The organism is Mycobacterium sp. E1715 (assembly GCF_001667625.1).
GTDB lineage: Bacteria > Actinomycetota > Actinomycetes > Mycobacteriales > Mycobacteriaceae > Mycobacterium.
Window position 1 is genome coordinate 1 of the sequence record NZ_LZJJ01000448.1, and the last position, 17,952, is coordinate 17,952.

General features: G+C 66.0%; 20 protein-coding genes, 4 tRNA genes and 1 pseudogene. 9 read left to right on the top strand and 16 right to left on the bottom strand.

The window, feature by feature from the left end; all coding sequences use genetic code 11:
* Together A9X03_RS22120 and A9X03_RS22125 are read right to left on the bottom strand one after the other, a co-directional pair.
* A partial coding sequence (locus tag A9X03_RS22120; protein ID WP_156746634.1) for a serine/threonine-protein kinase occupies positions 1-624 on the bottom strand: 624 nt, incomplete at its 3' end.
* A 114-nt stretch (positions 625-738) separates the two neighbouring features.
* Positions 739-813 (bottom strand) — tRNA-Val (locus tag A9X03_RS22125).
* A 178-nt stretch (positions 814-991) separates the two neighbouring features.
* Between A9X03_RS22125 and A9X03_RS22130 the strand changes: the two genes are divergently transcribed.
* From A9X03_RS22130 to A9X03_RS22140, 3 genes are all read left to right on the top strand, one after another.
* Positions 992-1,064, top strand: a tRNA-Gly gene (locus tag A9X03_RS22130).
* Positions 1,065-1,092: 28 nt separating this feature from the next.
* Positions 1,093-1,166: transfer RNA gene (locus A9X03_RS22135), tRNA-Cys, on the top strand.
* Between the two features lie 13 nt (positions 1,167-1,179).
* Positions 1,180-1,254: transfer RNA gene (locus A9X03_RS22140), tRNA-Val, on the top strand.
* A 723-nt stretch (positions 1,255-1,977) separates the two neighbouring features.
* Here the strand turns inward: A9X03_RS22140 and A9X03_RS22145 are convergent.
* Positions 1,978-2,856 (bottom strand): helix-turn-helix transcriptional regulator, encoded by an 879-nt coding sequence (locus tag A9X03_RS22145; protein WP_067891758.1) that lies wholly within the window; start codon positions 2,854-2,856, stop codon positions 1,978-1,980.
* A gap of 119 nt (positions 2,857-2,975) precedes the next feature.
* Positions 2,976-3,779: an SDR family oxidoreductase gene (locus A9X03_RS22150; protein ID WP_067891755.1), complete on the bottom strand. Its 804-nt coding sequence runs from the start codon at positions 3,777-3,779 to the stop codon at positions 2,976-2,978.
* Between the two features lie 120 nt (positions 3,780-3,899).
* Between A9X03_RS22150 and A9X03_RS22155 the strand changes: the two genes are divergently transcribed.
* Positions 3,900-4,265, top strand: coding sequence for a hypothetical protein (locus tag A9X03_RS22155; RefSeq protein WP_231969363.1), 366 nt, complete (start codon positions 3,900-3,902; stop codon positions 4,263-4,265).
* Between the two features lie 88 nt (positions 4,266-4,353).
* Here the strand turns inward: A9X03_RS22155 and A9X03_RS22160 are convergent, their stop codons facing one another.
* From A9X03_RS22160 to A9X03_RS22190, 7 genes are all read right to left on the bottom strand, one after another.
* Positions 4,354-4,638 carry a hypothetical protein gene (locus A9X03_RS22160; protein WP_156736970.1) on the bottom strand — a complete coding sequence of 95 codons (285 nt, stop codon included), beginning with the start codon at positions 4,636-4,638 and terminating at the stop codon, positions 4,354-4,356.
* Positions 4,639-4,728: 90 nt separating this feature from the next.
* Complete coding sequence (locus tag A9X03_RS22165; RefSeq protein ID WP_067751552.1) at positions 4,729-5,400, bottom strand: hypothetical protein; 672 nt, start codon at positions 5,398-5,400, stop codon at positions 4,729-4,731.
* Positions 5,401-5,864: 464 nt separating this feature from the next.
* Positions 5,865-6,365: a hypothetical protein gene (locus tag A9X03_RS22170; protein ID WP_067751549.1), complete on the bottom strand. Its 501-nt coding sequence runs from the start codon at positions 6,363-6,365 to the stop codon at positions 5,865-5,867.
* 101 nt (positions 6,366-6,466) lie between these two features.
* Positions 6,467-7,735, bottom strand: a complete 1,269-nt coding sequence (locus A9X03_RS22175; protein ID WP_068263000.1) for an amidohydrolase family protein — start codon at positions 7,733-7,735, stop codon at positions 6,467-6,469.
* A 16-nt stretch (positions 7,736-7,751) separates the two neighbouring features.
* Positions 7,752-8,966 carry an amidohydrolase family protein gene (locus tag A9X03_RS22180; protein ID WP_067751543.1) on the bottom strand — a complete coding sequence of 405 codons (1,215 nt, stop codon included), beginning with the start codon at positions 8,964-8,966 and terminating at the stop codon, positions 7,752-7,754.
* A 4-nt stretch (positions 8,967-8,970) separates the two neighbouring features.
* A complete protein-coding gene (locus A9X03_RS22185; protein WP_067751540.1) occupies positions 8,971-9,774 on the bottom strand; it encodes an acetoacetate decarboxylase family protein in 804 nt (267 codons plus the stop codon).
* Entirely contained in the window at positions 9,771-10,709 is a 939-nt protein-coding gene (locus A9X03_RS22190) for an SDR family oxidoreductase (RefSeq protein WP_068014981.1), read from the bottom strand. The genes A9X03_RS22185 and A9X03_RS22190 overlap by 4 nt, the downstream gene beginning before the upstream one ends.
* Before the next feature lie 65 nt (positions 10,710-10,774).
* Here A9X03_RS22190 and A9X03_RS22195 point away from each other — a divergent pair, with 65 nt between their 5' ends.
* Positions 10,775-11,674 (top strand): helix-turn-helix domain-containing protein, encoded by a 900-nt coding sequence (locus tag A9X03_RS22195; protein ID WP_067784764.1) that lies wholly within the window; start codon positions 10,775-10,777, stop codon positions 11,672-11,674.
* Positions 11,675-11,721: 47 nt separating this feature from the next.
* Here the strand turns inward: A9X03_RS22195 and A9X03_RS22200 are convergent, their stop codons facing one another.
* From A9X03_RS22200 to A9X03_RS22215, 4 genes are all read right to left on the bottom strand, one after another.
* The gene (locus tag A9X03_RS22200; RefSeq protein WP_068263002.1) at positions 11,722-12,147 is read right to left on the bottom strand and encodes a hypothetical protein; all 426 of its coding nucleotides are present in this window, start codon (positions 12,145-12,147) and stop codon (positions 11,722-11,724) included.
* Positions 12,148-12,262: 115 nt separating this feature from the next.
* Positions 12,263-12,493, bottom strand: coding sequence for a hypothetical protein (locus A9X03_RS22205; protein ID WP_067751528.1), 231 nt, complete (start codon positions 12,491-12,493; stop codon positions 12,263-12,265).
* A gap of 38 nt (positions 12,494-12,531) precedes the next feature.
* Entirely contained in the window at positions 12,532-13,275 is a 744-nt protein-coding gene (locus A9X03_RS22210; RefSeq protein ID WP_067751525.1) for a hypothetical protein, read from the bottom strand.
* 164 nt (positions 13,276-13,439) lie between these two features.
* Entirely contained in the window at positions 13,440-13,787 is a 348-nt protein-coding gene (locus A9X03_RS22215) for a DUF732 domain-containing protein (RefSeq protein WP_067784756.1), read from the bottom strand.
* Between the two features lie 610 nt (positions 13,788-14,397).
* On the opposite strand from A9X03_RS22215, the gene A9X03_RS22220 reads away from it, so the two are divergent.
* The 3 genes from A9X03_RS22220 (at position 14,398) to A9X03_RS22230 (ending at position 17,199) form a co-directional block, all read left to right on the top strand.
* Positions 14,398-16,344 (top strand): alpha/beta hydrolase, encoded by a 1,947-nt coding sequence (locus tag A9X03_RS22220; RefSeq protein WP_067784217.1) that lies wholly within the window; start codon positions 14,398-14,400, stop codon positions 16,342-16,344.
* Complete coding sequence (locus A9X03_RS22225) at positions 16,325-16,906, top strand: hypothetical protein (RefSeq protein ID WP_067751516.1); 582 nt, start codon at positions 16,325-16,327, stop codon at positions 16,904-16,906. Before A9X03_RS22220 ends, A9X03_RS22225 begins: the two co-directional genes overlap by 20 nt.
* A 62-nt stretch (positions 16,907-16,968) precedes the next feature.
* Positions 16,969-17,199, top strand: a complete 231-nt coding sequence (locus tag A9X03_RS22230; protein WP_067751513.1) for a hypothetical protein — start codon at positions 16,969-16,971, stop codon at positions 17,197-17,199.
* On the opposite strand, the gene A9X03_RS22235 is transcribed toward A9X03_RS22230, so the two are convergent.
* A complete protein-coding gene (locus A9X03_RS22235) occupies positions 17,196-17,531 on the bottom strand; it encodes a DUF732 domain-containing protein (RefSeq protein ID WP_067751509.1) in 336 nt (111 codons plus the stop codon). The two genes, A9X03_RS22230 and A9X03_RS22235, sit on opposite strands and share 4 nt — an antisense overlap.
* A 325-nt stretch (positions 17,532-17,856) precedes the next feature.
* On the opposite strand from A9X03_RS22235, the pseudogene A9X03_RS30915 reads away from it, so the two are divergent.
* Positions 17,857-17,952, top strand: a pseudogene (locus tag A9X03_RS30915) (cation transporter); the annotation flags it as partial.

Genomic DNA, 17,952 nt, shown 5'->3' on the forward strand with positions numbered 1-17,952 from the left:
GGCCAGCGAGTAGACGTCGGAACCGGTTGTCGGCGTGGCGCCTTCGAGTAGCTCCGGCGCGATGAACGCGGGGGAACCGATGACCACCCCGGCGCGGGTTTCGAACCCGCCGGCGATCCGCGCGAGGCCGAAGTCGGTCAGCTGCGGCTCGCCGTAGTCGGTCAGCAGGACGTTTCCCGGCTTCACGTCGCGGTGCAGAATGCCGGAGCGGTGCGCGGCCTCCAGCGCCCCGGCGAGCTTGACGCCGATGCTGAGCACCTCGGGCCAGGGCAGGGGACCCTGGCCGCTGACCAGGCCCCACAGCGACCCCTTGTCGTGGTAGGGCATGACGATGAACGGCCGGCCGCTGCGGGTGGTGCCGGCCTGCAGGACCGTGACGATGTGCGGGTGACCGGAGAGCCGGCCCATCGCGCGCTGCTCGCGCAGGAAGCGGTCGAGGTTGTCGGGGTCAAGGTCGTTGGTGAGCACCTTGACCGCCACCCGGCGGTCCAGTTCAGGCTGAGCGCAGCGGTAGACCACCCCGAATCCGCCGCGCCCGATCTCCTCGACACCCTCAAAGTCGAGTTCCGCGGCGACCCCGGCGATCAGATCCTGCTGGATCGCCTCTGCATCCACGTCGGCCATCGACGGTCTCTGTCCTCGCGAGTAAGGCCGGTGCGCCTTGCACTGGTCGTGACACCATATCGCGGAAGGACCTGGGGCGATGGCGGGAAAATTTGGGCTCGAACAGCCAACTTGTGGTGGTCCCGGCTGGGATCGAACCAGCGACCTTCCGCGTGTGAAGCGGACGCTCTCCCACTGAGCCACGGGACCGGCGCCGAGAGGCGAACGACGTCGAAGACTAGCACGGACCGGCTCCCCAGCATGGGCCGCGTGCGCCTGTCGGGGTCTGCGCTAGCCTGGACGCGGCTCGTACCGAGAAATTTGTATGTGCCCGCTCACGTCGACTATCGTCGTGCTTCGCAACGGGCGACGATCTCGTCCGAGGCGCGCGGATGTAGCGCAGTTGGTAGCGCATCACCTTGCCAAGGTGAGGGTCGCGGGTTCGAATCCCGTCATCCGCTCGAAGGTGCAAGTGGCATCAATCCCAGCGGTGGAGTGGCCGAGTGGTGAGGCAACGGCCTGCAAAGCCGTGCACACGGGTTCGATTCCCGTCTCCACCTCCAGCTTTTGATCCCGGCGCGATTAGCTCAGCGGGAGAGCGCTTCCCTGACACGGAAGAGGTCACTGGTTCAATCCCAGTATCGCGCACCAGTATCACCCCAGGTGAGACCTGGTAACTAGGCGAACTTAACAGTGGCATGCAATAGCCACCCTCCCGGGTGACTAAACCCATAACTCCTGGGTCTTCGTCTCTAAGAGATCTGCTTGAGAAAAGAGACGTACAGCAACATACGTACGTCTCAATCCCATCATCACCACCCACGATTAGCACGCCGTCGACGCCAACCCATCAACGAACGTGAAGAGCGTCGCGAGATCGCCAGACACAACACTCACGGTGACGCCGTGACCACGGCATCGCGTTCTTTGAACTCTGCTGGTGTCGAGATCGTGCTAGGGACAGCGGCTAGCGAAAGGACCGCGACGATGATATTCGCATTTATTACTGGCGCGTTGGTCTTGTCGCCGCTGTCGCCGGCGCCGGGGGATCAGTGTCCGTTCGGGGCGCCTCCAACGACGGATGGGCAGGGCAAGACGATGGTGTGTGTACATCACCATGAGTTGAACCATACGAACATTTGGGAATACCCCGCGGAGTAACCGTTTGGCTGCACCGTCCGCGCGGCTAGCGGCCCTGTAACTGAGTCACCAAATAGCGCTTGGATCCACCTCTTTGGCTCTACACATCCGCTCGAAGTGCTCGGGATCTGCGAAACCTGAAGAATCCCATGCACCGAAGGATGTGAATCACCCGAGCATCCAACACGTCGACGCTTTACCCACCTTCGCGGGGGAAACAGCGATTGCGGGTGCTTAGAGTTCGGTCGCCAGCATCTGTTGGGTGGCCGCCCACGACGCTAGTAGCGCTAGACCATCCGCGGTCGGCGTACCCGCGGCAGCGGTGTATACGTTGAGGCGCAGGTTGGGTTCGTCGGGCAGTTCCAAAGACTCGACGTCCAAGTCGAGTTGACCCACGACTGGATGGTGCAAACGCTTGCGGCCCGACCGGTGCAGCCGCACGTCCTGAGATGCCCACCGTTGCCGGAATAGCTCACTGCGCGTTGACAGTTCGCCGACTAGAGCGATCAGCTCCTCGTCGTGCGGATTGCGGCCGGCTTCCATGCGCAGCTTCGCGGCCGCGTCCCTGACGATCTGGTCGTAGTCGACAAAAAATTCTCGGGCCGCCTCGGGGTGCAGATAGACGAACCGTGCTGTGTTCGCTGGCCGTCGCGGATCGGCCAGCACCGGTGAGAACAGCGCGCGGGCTAGTTGGTTCATGGCGAGCACGTCATAACGGCCGTTGTGGATACAGGCTGGCGCATCGGAGATGGCGTCGAGCATCTGCTGCAGTGTCGAGCGCACCGTCACGGCCGGCTTGTGCCGGCGTGGGCGGCTTGGCCCACCGGATTGGCGTGCGAGGTGGAACAGGTGGTCACGCTCGGCCTCGTCGAGTTGCAGAGCAGAGGCCAACGCGTCGAGCACGCCGTCGGAGGCGCCGGCGAGGCTGCCGCGTTCCATGCGCACGTAGTAGTCGACAGATACGCCCGCCAGTAGCGCTACCTCTTCGCGACGCAGACCTTTGACCCGACGATTGCCGCCGTAGGCGGTCAGGCCCGCCTGCTCGGGTGCGATGCGGGCGCGACGCGAGCTGAGAAACTCCCGGATCTCGGCGCGTAGATCCATCGTGGCCATCCCCTTACCGTAGGCCCGCTCTGCAATCTGAGGGAGGCACTGCGAGTGCCCCGATGACTGCGTTGAGACCTGGCTTACAGGTGTGCACGAGGGACCGCTGGAAAGCCTGGCGCCGGCGCCTAAGTACCCGACGCGGTCGTCGCGATGCCGCCGTCTACCGGGATGATGGTGCCCGTGAGGTAGGACCCGGCCCGGCTAGCGAGAAACACGGCGACACCCGCCATGTCGTCGTCGCGGCCGAGCCGACGCAGCGGGGCCGCCGCCGCAATCGCGTCACCGATGGCATCGAGCGTCGACGCCATCATCTGCGACGGGAAGGGGCCCGGCGCTATTGCGTTCACCGTGATGTGCTGCGGGCCGAGTTCCCTGGCAAGCACTCTGGTGAGTTGATGAAGTGCCGCTTTGCTGCTGGCGTACGAATAGTTGGGCGACTGGGCGACGTGGATGGCGGCGATGCTGCCGATGTTGATGACCCGAGCGGGATCATCGGCGGTGCCCGATCTGCGAAGTGCGGGCAGCAGCGCTTGCACCAGCCAGAACGGCGACTTGAGGTTGATGTCGATCACGGTGTCCCAGGCTTCCTCTGGGAACGTTGCCAGCGGTTCGCGCCACATCGCTCCCGCGTTGTTGACTAAAATGTTCAGGCGTTCCGAGTTCAACGTCACGAGATTGGCGAGGCGCTGACACTCCTCGTAGCTTGACAGGTCGGCGGGGATCGCTTGAATGTCACCAAATTTCGACAACTGCTGCCGCGCCCCCGCGCACGCGTCTGCATTGCGTGAGCTGATGACGACGCGGGCGCCCGCCTGCAGAAGGCCGCGCGCTATCATCAGCCCGATACCCCTGGTGCCACCAGTGACCAGTGCGTACTTTCCACTGAGATCGAAAAGTCTTGTGCGCGATGCGACTTGGTTTTCCGTCATCTAAACCAGGTTGACAGGCATGTGGGGGCCCTGGGGAGACCCTGGCGATACAGGTACCGAAAGTGCCACCTTTGGATCGGCGAAAGTGTCCCCTTCGGTGCTGCTGGTAGCTCCAAGTCGATGAACGCGGCCCGAACGACGGGCCGCGACGACCTACAGGAGATCACCATGAAGAACACCGCCCGCAGATCGATTCGTTTCCGGTACGCCGCCACGCTGTTCGGCGCGCTGGCCATTGTCGCGGTGGCGCCTGCCACCGCTTTCGCCGAGCCCAACGGGCCCACCGGCGGGGGCGGCGGATGCCACTACACGGACCCGGACGGCTACGACATCCCGATCGACGAGGGCCAGGGCGTCATCGTCGCCGGAAAGCTCGTCACGTGCACCAACGGTAAGACGGTCGTCACCGACGCGCCGGCGCGCACGCACCCCCGTCCGCCGGCCTCACCGCCCAACCACCTGCCGGTGCTGACCCGGAAGGCGTAGGCCGCGCGATCACACTGACACCACCGGGCCGCCACCGTGAAACGCGGTGGTGGCCCACGTGTGGGTCACCCGAATGAGTCGTGCCGGCCTACGGGCGTTCCTGAACCACGCACTCCACAATCCGATTGGCCAACCGCGGGTCGAACCCCATGTGCGACACCCGCTGCGCTTCGGCAGCCGGAGAAACACCGGAGTTGAGATCCTGCTCAATGACCCCGAGGAGCTGCTGGTTCTGGTAGTCGTGTTCCGACAGCGGGATTTGCGTAATGCTTCCCACGCAATTTCCGTAACCGCTCAAATCGGCACGAGCGGGCGCCGCCGCCATCATCGCGACGGTTACTCCGACTGCGGCGGCAACGGGAACGAAGCGCACGGGGATAAGGGTACCCAGCCGCCGCGCCGAAAAACCAGCAGACGGTTTACGCCCGGTCGGCAGGGGGGAGCATCCCGGCGCCGGCAGGAGTCAGAAGTCGAGCCCGTATCCGCCGCGCAAGTCCCTGTGCGCCGCCTCGAGGGTGCGGTCGCACAACTCCACGAGTGCCTCGAGGTCGAGATCCGAGTCCCGGCCCAACCGGTCCAGCCACCCCATCTCCACCCTCCTCAGCTCCGACCATTTGAGTTCGCCCTCGTAGTACACGGTGACGTCCTCCTGCGGGGCGGGGCAGGCCGTCGTCTGCGCCAATTGTCGCTTGCACGAATCCAATTGGGTCAGCGAATACCCATGCTCCCGGAACTGGCGGTCCCACTCGTCGAGCAGGAGACTTACCGCGTCGCGCACCGGTGGCGCGGCGTAGACCATCAGCTCGGCCACCCCGTCGTCGAGGCCGAGACGCATGCGGAAGTCGTAGAGCTCTCGGATGGCCTCGGCGCGGCGCTGGCTGGCGACCTCCTCGGCGGTGCCGGACCCCTCGTATTGAGCCGCCCGTTTGACGTAGATGGTCGCCGAAATCAGCGACTTCAACACGGCCTTCTTGTCGTCGGCCGCCCGCTTCTCGAAGTCGAGGACGCGTTCGTGGCGGCGGTCTTCCTCCTTGTTCCTGGCGTCGATGCGCTTCGTCCAAATCGCGACGGTGGCGCTCGAAATCACCGACGCGAGAGGTACGAGCGCGTTGGTCAGCAGCGTCGCCCAGTTCATTGGTCGACCCTTACCCGCAGTACCCCGGGGGCGGCGCCGGGGCGCCGCGCGGGACCACGGTTTGGTTGCAGAGCCCCGATTCCGAATGCGGATTTTGAGCAGCGGTGGGGTTTGGGCTGGGGGTGTTTGGCGGCGCGGGATCGGCGTTGGCCGTGGCCGCGGTCAGCCCCATAACGGCCATCGCCAATCCGCCGGCGAGAGCCGCGCCGGCGGCCACTCTTGTCAGTCTTGGGTGGGTGGGGCGGTCGGGTGTGGTCATGATCTTCCTTTGCGGTCGCATTCCCCGGTGGGTGCGCCCTGCAGGTGGACCATCCCCGCCGATTGGACAGTTTTCGATATCTCTTCCGGAGACCGTTACAAGAGAGCCGGAGTGGGTTGCGCCCAAACCTAGATCGAGGCTATTCGGGCGGCCAAAGGGTGTCTCGGGTTTGCGGAATTTGAGCCGTCGCGGTGTCGGGGTTAATTCAGACGCGTTCAGCCTTCATGTCCATGTCGATCGTGCCTTGGCAGGCGCCGCTCAAAATGTCGGTGTGCATCAGACCGTCGAGCGATCCGTCGGGTTGGGGCGTGTAGGTGACCGTGGCTCGCGCCGGATTCCATTGGATCGACGTGTCGGGCATCATGCAGTCCCACTGGAAATCGTTGGTTTGCGACCACGACTTTCCGTCCCAGGTGAACTGGACGGGCTGCGGAACCGTCGGGTTGGTCGGTGGAGGGCCGCTGACGATCGTGGCGACGCACTTGCCGTTCGTGCAGCTCGAGCGCAAACCGTAGATCTCGGTGTGCTGCACCTCGGGATTGCCCACCGCCATGCTGGTGCCCGCCTTGGGACCAACCATGAACGTGATCGCGTACTGGCCGTTCCACGACGGATTGTCGGCGAGGGCGGTAGCGGGAAATGACAGCGTGATCGGCAGCAACGCGGCGCATACACCGACGCAATTTCTCCAGCGGTGCGATGCCATTGTTTCTCCTCTGCGGCCGTACCTCTTCAATAGTCATCCGCCGATACATCGCGGGCAAGGTTCTGGCCGATTGTCGGCATCCGCGAGAAGATTCGCTCCCCTCAGCTCTCCACCAAATCGGGAATCGGCTCCGCGTCCGTCAGCCAGTGGCGTCCGGTCCGGCGGGCCGCCTCCCACTTCGGGATGCTGACGGCGTCGTCCTGACCCAGGTCCTCCGGCGACGGGCCGATGCGCCGGGCCAGCCCGGAGAGGGCACCCAGATCGAAGTTGTAGAGCTCCGCCGCCGCCAGACCGAGCATCTGCCGGGTCTCCTCGATCGGGATGTCCCAGAAGGAGCGGCGCAGCCAGTCGAGGGTGTGCGGCCACGTCCCCTCCGGATGAGGGAAGTCGTTGCCCCACAATAGGTTCGAAACGCCGATTTCGTAGCGCCGCGCCAGCTCCCGGCGCTCGGTGGTGGTGGCGCCGATGAAGCAGTTCCGGTCGAAGTAGGCCGAGGGCGGCATCGTCAGGTCGCCCTCCATCTGATGGCTCATCTTCTTGGCCGAATGCTCACGCAGGTACCGCGTGTCCATCAGCCAGAGCAGATCGTTGGCCCAGAACGCGCCGCACTCCGTGACGCCCCAGCGCAGCCGGGGGAATCGCTCGAACACTCCCGACCACAACGCGAACCACATCGGGCGGGCCCCCCACCAGCGCACCTCGGTGACATAGATCCCCAGGTGCCCGCCGTACTCCTCCTGGGGGGCCGGACCGGAGTGGGTGTGCACCGGCATCTGCAGGTCCTGGCAGGCGGCCCAGACCTTGTCGTAGCGGCGGTCGTGATACGGCGGATAGCCGACCCAGCGCGCGGGGATCAGGATCCCGCCCCGCAGCCCGGACTCGGCCGCGCGAGTGATCTCGGCGACGGCCGCGTCGACGTCCGCCAGAATCGGCACCACCGCGACCCCGGCCCGACGTTCGGGGCTGTGGCTGCACAGCTCGGCCAACCAGCGATTGTGGGCCCGCGCCCCGGCCATGGCGCGCCCGGGGTCCAGGTCGCCCGACTGGCCCAGGCCGGCCCCGAACGGCGCGCCGGCGACCCCGGTCACCGCGTCGGCGTCGGGGAAGATGACCTCGCCGACCACCCCGTCGCCGTCGAGCTCGTTGTCGCGCAGCGCCACATCCCATCCGCCCGCGATGCCCTCCCCGTTCTCGGAGAACCATTCCTGCGCGAACTGCTCGTCGATGAATCCACCGGCCTGCGCCGCGGCGGTCTTCTCGGCCAGGTAGGTCTCGAAGTCGTCCCGGTATTCGGGGTCGACGTATTCGCGGTATCGCTCGGTCGGGAGCTCGGCGTGGGTGTCGGCGGAGATGATGACGTACGGGTCCACGGTGGGCGTCCTTTCGCTACCAGGTACGGATCGGGTCGGGCTCGAAGGCGGTGCTGCTCGCGCCGGCGGGCACGGCGGTCAGAGGCTCGGCGACCTCGGCCACGGTCGGGCCGATTCGGTCGGCCAGCGGCGCGAGCGCCTCGAGGTCGAAGCCGTAGACTGCCGCCGCGGTGCCGCCCACGATGGCCGCCACCTCGTCGGCCGGGACGCAGGAGAAGGTGTGCCGCAGCGCTTCTCGGCTGTGGGGGAAGGTCCCCTCGTAATGCGGGTAGTCACTCCCCCACATGATTCGGTCGACGCCGATTGCCTGGCGCTCGGCACATTCGACTGGACGCATGAAACTGGCGCCCACGTAACACTGGCGGGCCCAGTACTCGCTGGGCTTGAGACGCAGCGAACCGGCGGTGGGCCCGGCGAACCGGGCGATCGCCGAGCTCGCACGCCCGTAGCGCGCCGCCGCGACGTCGAGCGAAGCGAGGGTTGCCGGTATCCAGCCGGCGCCCTGCTCGGTGAAGACCACGGTGAGGTCCGGGTGGCGATCCAGTGCGCCGCTGAGGATCAGGTGCCACAGCGCCCGGTGCGCCCACCAGTGCGTCTCGTACACCCACACCGCGAACGAGCTGCCCCACCCGTCCGTGGGGCTGGGGCCGGCGTTGCCGCCGTGGTGGTTGAGCACCAGGCCCGCCTCCGCGCACGCCGCCCACAGCGGTTCCCAATGCTCGGCGTAGAGCGGGGGAAGGCCGGTGCCCGGGGCGATTCCGGGCAGCAACACCCCGCCGCGCAGGCCGAGCTTGGCGATGTGCGCCAGCTCGGCGATGGCTTCGTCGAGATCCCCGAGCAGGATCTGGCCGACGCCGGCCCGCCGCTCGGGTGACAACGAGCAGAAGTCGGACAGCCAGCGATTGTGCGCGCGCAGGCCCGCCCAGCGCAGCTCGAGCTCCCGCGCGGTCTCCGGCGGAGGGGCGGCCAGGCTCGCGTGCGGGAAGAACGGCGGCACGGTGTTGGGGAAGATGACCTCCCCCGCAATGCCGTCGGAGTCCAGCTCCGAGTTTCGCCGGTCGCTGTTCCAGTTGTGCTCGGCGTCGGGCTCGCTGAGGTCGCCGAACGGGTTGACGTATGTCCTTGCCCAGCTGTCGAATTCATCCCGATAGTGCGGATCGAGGTAGTCGCGATAGTCGAGCAGGTCAGCGCCGGCGTGGCAATCGGCCGAGATGACCGTGTACCGGTCCATGCGCCTACACCCGCGCCGGCTCGGGCCCGGGGGCGGCGAGCAGGGCCACGTCGTCGTAGCGCTGGTGCACGTACGGCAGCAGCCATTCCTGCGGCACGCGGGCCGCGATCCGGCCCACCTGGATGGTGCGCCGACGGCACCAGGTGATCGACCGGATTTCGCGAATCACGATGTCGGCCACCGGGTCAAGAGGCGACTCCCCCAACTCGAGGGTGCCGTCGATGTTCTCCAACAGCTCGTAGTGCCGATGGTATTCGCCGTAGACCAGGTGGGGGTCGGTGATACCGCCGCCGTCGGGGGCGCGCAGGAACTTGAAGTAGAACTCGGTGTTCACCTGGTCGGGCGGCAGCTCCGCCGGGCCGGCGACCTGCCCGACCACCCTGATGAGCTGATAGCCCAAGCGGTCAACGGCGGCGGTGACGCGATCACCGTCGCGCTCCACCTCGATGTGGGCCAGTTTCTTTGGTTCGCCGAATGTTTCGCGCCCGCCCGTGACCGACTGTTCGGTGGACTGGGGCATGAAGAGGGGATAGTCGCCCTCGCGTTCGCCGTGCCGGGCGGCCACCGAGAACACCGCCGACCCGAACGGCGGCCTGCCCTCGATGCGCACGCGCTGAAGCTGAACCCGCACCAGCGGTTCGGCCCCCGGCTGCAGCGGCTTGGGCAGCACGGCCGCGACGATGTCCGGATCGGTGAGGTAGGTGACCGTCACCGCCTCGGTGGCGATGGGCGCCTTGGTGGCATCGATCTCATGGTCTACCTGCGCCTCCGGTGCGCGAGGACCGTAACGGATTTCCTTGTTGCTCAACGCTTTTCTCCTTCCGTCTCATCAGCCCGCTCGGCGCTTCGGCCGAGGACGTCGACCAGGTAATCGGGTGTGCCGCGATTCAGGATCGAGGCCGCCTTTCGGCTCACGACCTGATCGGCCGGTGTGGGTGGCCCCATCATCCAAAAGCGCTCCGCGCGAATGCCGTCCACCACCAGGTCGGCGACCGTCTCGAGCGGAGTGAACTCGACATGCGCACCGGCGGCCTCGAAGCGGGCCACCACCTTCGCCAAGGTCTGATCGGGTGTCTGACGCTGCTGCGTCGCGGCGTAGCGCCGCGGTCGGTGTCGCCACGATTCCCAGATGCCGGTGTTCAAGAAGCCGCCGGGGAACAGGACGTGCGCCCGCACCCCCGTCCCCGTCATCTCCAGGTGGGTGTAGAGGCTCTCCGTCAGACAGAGCACCGCGGCCTTGGTCATCGGGTAGACCGCCGTGGCCGGTCCGCCCATGGCCCCGCGAGCGATCGGCGCGAACCCGCCATTGCCCGAGCAGGTGTTGACCACGTGCCCTTCGCCCCGTTCGAGCAGGAGGGGCACGAAGGCCTTGATGCCATGGATGACGCCCAACACGTTGACATCGATCCCCCAGCGCCAATCGGCCAGATCGTGCTCCCACATGTAACCCTCGGAGACCCCGCCGGTGCCGGCGTTGTTGCACACCACGTGCACGCCGCCAAAGCGAGAAATCGTCTCCTTGGCGAGCGACTCGACCGAGGAATAGTCGGTGACGTCGGTGACCACGCCGGCCACCTCGATGCCCTCGTCCGCGAGCGCCCGGGTCGCCTGGTCCAGCGGCTCGGCGAGGACGTCGGCCAGCACCACCTTCATGCCCTCTTGGCCGAACCGCCTGCCCATGGCCCGGCCGATGCCCCCGGCTCCGCCGGTTATCACCGCCACCTTGCCCGGTAGGTCATTCATTGTGGCGATCGTCACATAGTCGCTTATCACATCGCAAGCAGTCGCACTATGCGACCATTGCGCCCATGGCGCCGCGTCCCTCCCCGCAAACCGAGCGGGTAGTGGCCCTATTCGAGCAGCTCGCGGGCGACACGAGCCGGGGCATGACGCTGGCCGAGGTGTCGCGCCGGTTGAGCGTCCATAAGGCCAGTTGCCATTCGATGCTGTCCGAGTTGCTGCGAGCCGGCTGGCTGCTGCGCGACCCGGTTCGCAAGACCTATCACCTGGGTCCCGCCCTGGTTCGCCTCGGCCGGGAGGCGGCGGGGCGCTATCCGGCGCTGGTGCTGGCCCGCTCCGCGATGGCCGAACTGTCGGCCGCGACGGGCGCGCACTGCGTGGCGTTCTCGGTGAGCGAGGACCACTCGACGGTGGTCGATCAGGTTCGTAGCCGCCGCGGCGGCGGGCATCCGATGCCCACCGGCACCCAGTTCCCCCATCGCCCGCCCTACGGCGCCTCGACCGTTGCCTTTGCCGGGGCCGAGGCGCGGGAGCGCTGGCTGGCCGCGCTGCCCGAGGACGTGCGGGACCGCTACGGGCGGGCCATCGCGGCAGCACAACAGCGCGGCTACGCGGTCGGTCTTCACCTCCTGCCCGACCTGCGCCTGCAGGAGCTGGCGCTGATCGTGCGCAGCGCCGAGGTCCGTTCCTCGCGGCTCAGCCAGCTGGCGCAGCAACTGACCGACGAGCTGATCCACCAGGAGGACTGGTTCCCGGTCAGCCTGGAGCCGGACCGCACCTACGAGGTGAGCCACATCGACTCCCCCATCCTGGGACCCGATTCCCGCATCGCCCTGATGCTCAGCCTGGTCCCCAGCGCGGAGCCGATGAGCGGCGCGGCGGTAACCCGCATGGGGGCGCAGCTCGCTTCCGCGACCCGCAACCTGAGCGCGACCCTGGCCGAAGAGTCGGTGGCCGAAACTCGTTGAGAGACAACGGCTGCCGGGCGACGAAGTGGCCCGCGGCTTGAGTGGACTCAGTCCGACGACTTCTTGGAGTCTTTGGAATCCTCGTCGTCGTCCTCGTCGTCGTCCTCGTCGTCGTCCTCGTCGTCCTCGTCGTCCTCGTCGTCCTCGTCGTCCTTGTCGTCCTCGTCCTTGGAGTCCTTGTCGTCCTTGGACTTGTCCTTCTTGGACTTGTCGTCCTTCGAGTCCTTGTCGTCCTTCTTGCCCTTGCCCTCGTCCTTCTTGTCTTTGTCCTTGCCCTTGGACTTTTCGGAGTCCGATTTGTCGGAGTTGTCGAGCTTGTCCGCGAATTTCGTCAACAGCTCGGCTAGTTTCCGGGCCTCATCGGAGTCCAGCGAATCGAGAAACAATTGCTCGTCGGCGTCCGAGACACGCTGAACGAAAACTGCGTCGTCCTTGATGCCGACGTCCCACCGGCCCCCCTCGTCACGAGCCATCTGATGCCGCCTTTCAACTAGTGAGCTGTTTGCACAACCGACGCGCCCGGCGCGTTACTGCGTTGTTTACCCACTTGTGCCGGCGACGCCTCACCGATGTGTCTCGCGCCCGGGTTCAGGGCGCAATCGGCCGCTTGAAGAAACATGCGACGGAAAAGGCTCCGCGGTGGTCGGCGTCCAGCCCGACCATCTCCCACCCCAGCCGACCGAGCTCATCGGCCCTCAGCTTCATCTCGTCCATCGCGGTGTCCCCCTCGCGGTAATCCCAGGTGTACTCCCATTGCTGCGGGTACCACTTGCCGTCTGACGCCAGCCACCATCCCGGGCCCGGTGAAGGATTGTCCATGTCGTCGTGAGTACCACAGGCGGTGCCGGCCGTCGCAGCTACGGCGCGTACGCCCAACCGAGAAAGATGTTTTGCGTGTCGTTCGGGCTCGGTCTGATTTCCCGGATGTGCGGCGGGGTGAAGTAATTGGCGGTCAGGTACTGCCCGTTGCCCTCGCTGAGCATCACGTGTCCGGTGCCGTGGTCGAACCCGGGATTGCTCGTAAAAACGAGCGCCCCCTCCGGGATGCCGTCGGGGCTGGTATGGATCTGCCCGTTGCGATTGAGGTCGTTGAACGCATCCATCGCCGAGGGGTAGCGGAACGCGTGGTTGTAGGCCTGTTCGACGAACGCCTCGCACTGCACGGTGTTGTTCGGGTCGCTGGCCATCTGGTCGCGCGCCCACGCGAGGGCGTGCGCCGCCTTGTCCTCGCCGGCGTTGGAGGTGGGCGCCGCCGCGCCGCCGGCGCAGTCCGGCCCGAGCGCGTCGAGAGTGCGCGTGTCGATGTCGACATCGGCGACGTAATGACCGTCAGTTGTCTTGTACCAGAGGCTGTCCCAACCGCCGTTGGAGATCTGGTAGCTGAAGAAGCCCTTCACGGGCTCGCCCGCGGTATGGCAAACGAGGGTCAGGACCTGGCCGGCGTTGTAGACGCCCTCCTGGCCTGCCTTCGAGGTGGGGCCGGTCATGCGATTGGTGGTCGGCGCTTTGACGGTGCCGGTCGTTTCAGCCTGAGCGGGCGCGGCGGTGCTCAGACCGAAGGCAAAAACGGCTGCCGTCGCGGCCGCGATTGCTGATCTCATCGCCTGGTCTTTCTGCCACGCCCCATATGAAATTGATCGGGACGCTACACCGGGACCAAAGGCCACGTCCTTGAAATGGACGCAAGAACTCGATGGGCAATTCGTAAAGGATCCCGCGGCTTCCTTATCGACCCATTACCGAAACCCGCCGGGGCTCGCCAATTTCAGCAGTGGTCTGTCCAACACCGCTGCAAGGGGCAGTACGTCGAATGCGCGAGGGCCACCATGGAATGCACGTCTCCGAACGTCACGTTCCGTTGATCCAGGTTGGCGTGGATGCTCTGAGCGATCTGGTCATACGTCCAACCCCAGCCCAGGTCGTCACAGATGAGGCGCCCCATTCCCGTGAGGGCGGCGTCGTGTTCCGGCGGCCAATTGAAACCCTGGGCCCGCAGCTGGGCCAGGTAGGCGTCGTCGAGGGGATCGGCGGCCGCGATGCCGGCGCTGGCGAGAAGGGCGGCGCCAGCCGTGACGGGAACGGCCAACCGGGTTAGCCAGCGACGTAAGGACATTCGATGCGTTTCCTTTCCTCGCGCCGGTGGCGACGCCGCCGTCAGTCGACGGTCGCAAACGCGGCGAGAAAACGAAGAATAGGAAAGGCAGGGAAATTGCAGCTTATGAAAAGCTGAATAGTCGGCATCGCTCAAGGCTTCAGTGTCAGCCCGCGGGCGGCGGTGGCGGCGGCGGAGTCCATCTCCGCCCGTCCGTGGTCCACCCGCACGGCAGCCAGTTCAGCTGGGGGCCGTCGAACGTCAGGCATTTCGGCGTGCCCGGCGGCGGCGTCGGGCCGGGAGACGGCGAGTCAGCGTGAGCGGTCGCTCCGCTGAGCATCACAGTCCCAACGGCGACAAATATCGCTGCCGACTTCCTCATCGCGATTCCGGTGCTTGGGGAACCACCAGAGCGATTCGCTAGCCTTCGGCCCGCGCGTTCACGATTCGAATGCTAATTGTCCGAACTGCTGAAGGCCTGGAGAATTCCTGACAATCGGCCGTGCGGCCGGCCTGCGGACAACATGCGGCGCCCCCAGACCGCGCTCGGGGTGAAGCGTGTAAGAGGGCGTTCGATAGTAAAGTTCACCGACATGGGAGGCGGTGACGCCGCAAAACAGCAGGCGGTGCGATGCAGCTCCGGTACATAAGCGTCCCGGCGCTGATCGCCGAAGCGGGGGGCGATCCCTGGGCGATCAACCAGAGCCTGCAAGCCGGTAGCCCGTTTCAGATTTCGAATCTCGCCGAGGCTTTCCACCAGGCGGGCCGCTGCACCCAGGAAGCGAACGAGAGTTTCGAACAAGCCCGCAAACGCTTCGACGCCGCCTGGAACCACCAGAACGGCGACCATCCGATCAACGGCTCGGCCGAAGTGCAGCGCGTGATCAAAGCGCTGGGCGCCCAGTCCCTCCAGCTGCCCAAGATCGGCGCCGACTTGGAGAACATCGCGGCCGCCCTGGCCGAGGCGCAAAAGGCCGGGGCCGGCGAGATCGCCACGCTGGAAGGCGAGCTGCAGAAGCTCGACGACCTGATCGGGCAGGCGGTCGACATGGAAAAGGACAGCCACCTCAGCGCGGCCGACCGGCAGGCGCTCGACGCCCTCATCCACGCGTGCGAAGACGACGCCATCAGCGACACCGAGGCCGCGCTGGCGCAGCTGCAGGCGCTGCGCAACGGCTACTCGGCCACGTTGCAGAAGTCGCTGGGCAATCTGCGTGCCGACGGATACGACCCCGAGTCGCTGCGCCAAGTCGACGCCGACACGCAGATTCCGGCGCCGGACACCAACCCCGAGGACGTGCATCGCTGGTGGACGTCACTGACACCCGAGCAGCGGCAGCGCTTCATCGCCGAAAACCCGGACCAGATCGGCAATCTCAACGGCGTCCCGGTCCTGGCCCGAAGCGACGCCAACATCGCCGTGATGACCCGTGACCTCAACCGGGTGCGCGACATCGCCTCCCGCAGCGGCGTAACCGTCGACGACGTGCTGCACGACCCCGCCAAATACGGCCTCTCGCCGACCGACATCACCCGCTACCAGAACGCCAACGAGACCAAGCAAGGGCTCGACCACGACGCGGGCAACGATCCGCGGCACCCCAATCCGACCTACCTGTTCGCCTACGACCCGTTGGCGTTCGGCGGCAAGGGCCGCGCGGCGATCGCCATCGGCAACCCGGACACCGCGAAGAACACGGCGGTGATCGTGCCGGGCACCAGCAGCAGCGTGAAGGGCGGATGGCTGCACGACGGTCACAACGACGCCATCAACCTCTTCGCTCAAGCCAACGCGGCCGACCCCACCAACCCGACGGCCGTGATCGCCTGGATGGGGTACGACGCCCCCAACGACTTCTCCGACGTGCAGCGCATCTCCACACCCGAACTCGCACGGACCGGCAGCGCGGCGCTGGCGCAGGACGTCAACGGACTGTGGGCGACACATCTCGGCGGCGGACAACACGTCACGGTGCTGGGCCACTCCTACGGTTCGACGACCGTGGCCGACGCCTTCGCCATGCACGGCATGCACGCCAATGACGCTGTGCTGCTCGGCTGTCCGGGCACCGACGCCGCCAAAAGCGCCGCCGATTTCCACCTGGACGGCGGTCATGTGTTCGTCGGGGACGCCTCCACTGACCCGGTCGGAATGCTCGGCCAGCTGAATGGCTTGAGCAAGCACTTCTTCGGCGACGACATCGTCGGGCAGGTGATGGGCAGCGACCCCGGCCTGGGCGCCGATCCCGCCGTCGACGGCTTCGGATCGACGCGGTTCCGCGCCGAGGTGCCCGGCGCGAACGGCATTAACCCCCACGACCATTCGCACTACTACTATCCCGGAAGCGAGGCGCTGCACAGCATGGCCGACATCGTCTCGGGCCACGGAGACGCGTTGGAAGCCGACGGCCTGACGGCCGGACATCGTCACCAGATAGGCGGCGTCCAAATCAGGATTCCCGGGCTCCCCCCGGTCACCGTCGGACCACATACCCCGGCGGTCGTCGACCCGGAGTGGAACCGCCCGCCGGGTTCTGTCACCGACAATCACTTCTTCGATGGCCAGCACCACCATTGAGCGCCGGCGCAAGCGGTCGCGGCAGGCAGCGCTTGCCGCGCTGGCGGCCGTCGTCACGCTGTTGATAGGAGGATGCGGTTCCATGTCGCCCAAACAACATTCCCCCGGTTCCTCTCATCCGGTGGATGATTCCGCGCATCCCCTGACCGACGACCAGGCCATGGCTCAGGTTGTCGATCCGGCGAAACAGATTGCGGCCGTGGCGAATTTGCGGGGACTCAGCGGGGGTTTCTCGTTCGCCTCCTGCAACGACCAGGGAGATCCGCCCTACATGGGCACCGTCACCATGAGTTTCCTGTTGCAGGGCGACCCCGACGCGTACTTCCAGCAGGTGCACGCCGCGATGGTGGCTCATGGCTGGAACGACGGCGCCCCTCCCGGACAGCATTACTTCGGCACCACGCTGAACAAGGATGGGGTGACGGCGAATATGAGCTACTCCCCCTCCGACCACAGTTACGGGCAGATCATGCTGTACGGACAATGCCGCAACACCACCGATCACCACCACGACGGCAAGACGAACACCACGGACATCACCAGCCAGCTGAACGCCCGCTGACGTGATCCAGGGAAATCATTCGACCCCGCAATGACTTTCGTCAGAAGGGTAGAGTCGCGGGCATGAATTTGGTCGAGTGGCTGAAAAGCCCGCATCACCTGCGCACGCGTTTGATGATGGAGCGACAACCGATCCGGAACATCGAGATAGAGACCGTGTTCCTCGAACTCTCCCACCGCGACGCGCGACTACGGTTCCCGGTGATGTTCATGCTGCTGCCGAGGCGTTTTGGCTCGTCGCCCGACGGCAGCACTCGCCCAGACCAGAAGAAGTTACCGCGGAACCCCGATTAGCTCTGCGTGGCTTTGCTGACGTACTGCGGGCAGTACGACTGCGTTGCCGCGCCGATGAAGTAACCCGAATTGTTGTCAGATAACTGCAGCGCACTCTTTACGTCGGCCAATGTCTGTGCCAGCGTCGCGCCATTGGTCCAGTCCTGGCAAACGCCATGTCCGGCATTGACGACCGTCTGATTCGACAGGTTGGGGAATGTGATTCCCTGCTGTCCGAGCGCCTGCAGGAAAACGTCATCCGTCGCGTCCGCATTCGCCAAGGGAGCGGCGATGACAGCCATGCTCGCCAAACCCACGGCGACTGGGCCGGTCAAGCGTGCGATGTTCTTCATGGTGGCTCCTCAGGGTGGGATCAACTTCTAGCCGTCGGTATTTGTGTACGCGCCGATCGGTTAATGGTTCGGCCACTCGATACTTTTACACACGCGCCGGTTCGGCGCTCGGCAATCGGCAAACTTCCTGTCCGGTGACGACCGCGCGAAACTCCGCCATAATTAACGGAAACGGCATTTATGCCGAGTTATCGCCCGACCGCAGCAACGGGTGCCGAAACACGCGACGACGCCCGCCGCGCCCCGAGGCCCACCCCCGAGCGGGTCGCGGAAACGCCGGCCCAGCGGGGTGGGGCGCCGGCGCGCGTTCGGGCATGCTTGCCGTATGCACCTCGTCAACGGCGTCCGCGACCCCGCGGCAAGTTTTCCCCTCGACACCGTCACCGATGATGCGGCCGAGCGTCGGCAGGCCAACCGGGCC

Bases quoted from the DNA above. Each gene is read 5' to 3' on its own strand.
- A9X03_RS22200 (WP_068263002.1), bottom strand. From the start codon at position 12,147: ATGGCTCGTGACGAGGGGGGCCGGTGGGACGTCGGCATCAAGGACGAC.
- A9X03_RS22220 (WP_067784217.1), top strand. From the start codon at position 14,398: ATGCAGCTCCGGTACATAAGCGTCCCGGCGCTGATCGCCGAAGCGGGG.
- A9X03_RS22195 (WP_067784764.1), top strand. From the start codon at position 10,775: ATGGCGCCGCGTCCCTCCCCGCAAACCGAGCGGGTAGTGGCCCTATTC.
- A9X03_RS22230 (WP_067751513.1), top strand. From the start codon at position 16,969: ATGAATTTGGTCGAGTGGCTGAAAAGCCCGCATCACCTGCGCACGCGT.
- A9X03_RS22145 (WP_067891758.1), bottom strand. From the start codon at position 2,856: ATGGCCACGATGGATCTACGCGCCGAGATCCGGGAGTTTCTCAGCTCG.
- A9X03_RS22180 (WP_067751543.1), bottom strand. From the start codon at position 8,966: ATGGACCGGTACACGGTCATCTCGGCCGATTGCCACGCCGGCGCTGAC.
- A9X03_RS22235 (WP_067751509.1), bottom strand. From the start codon at position 17,531: ATGAAGAACATCGCACGCTTGACCGGCCCAGTCGCCGTGGGTTTGGCG.
- A9X03_RS22225 (WP_067751516.1), top strand. From the start codon at position 16,325: ATGGCCAGCACCACCATTGAGCGCCGGCGCAAGCGGTCGCGGCAGGCA.
- A9X03_RS22205 (WP_067751528.1), bottom strand. From the start codon at position 12,493: ATGGACAATCCTTCACCGGGCCCGGGATGGTGGCTGGCGTCAGACGGC.
- A9X03_RS22215 (WP_067784756.1), bottom strand. From the start codon at position 13,787: ATGTCCTTACGTCGCTGGCTAACCCGGTTGGCCGTTCCCGTCACGGCT.
- A9X03_RS22150 (WP_067891755.1), bottom strand. From the start codon at position 3,779: ATGACGGAAAACCAAGTCGCATCGCGCACAAGACTTTTCGATCTCAGT.
- A9X03_RS22165 (WP_067751552.1), bottom strand. From the start codon at position 5,400: ATGAACTGGGCGACGCTGCTGACCAACGCGCTCGTACCTCTCGCGTCG.
- A9X03_RS22190 (WP_068014981.1), bottom strand. From the start codon at position 10,709: ATGAATGACCTACCGGGCAAGGTGGCGGTGATAACCGGCGGAGCCGGG.
- A9X03_RS22210 (WP_067751525.1), bottom strand. From the start codon at position 13,275: ATGAGATCAGCAATCGCGGCCGCGACGGCAGCCGTTTTTGCCTTCGGT.
- A9X03_RS22155 (WP_231969363.1), top strand. From the start codon at position 3,900: ATGAACGCGGCCCGAACGACGGGCCGCGACGACCTACAGGAGATCACC.
- A9X03_RS22170 (WP_067751549.1), bottom strand. From the start codon at position 6,365: ATGGCATCGCACCGCTGGAGAAATTGCGTCGGTGTATGCGCCGCGTTG.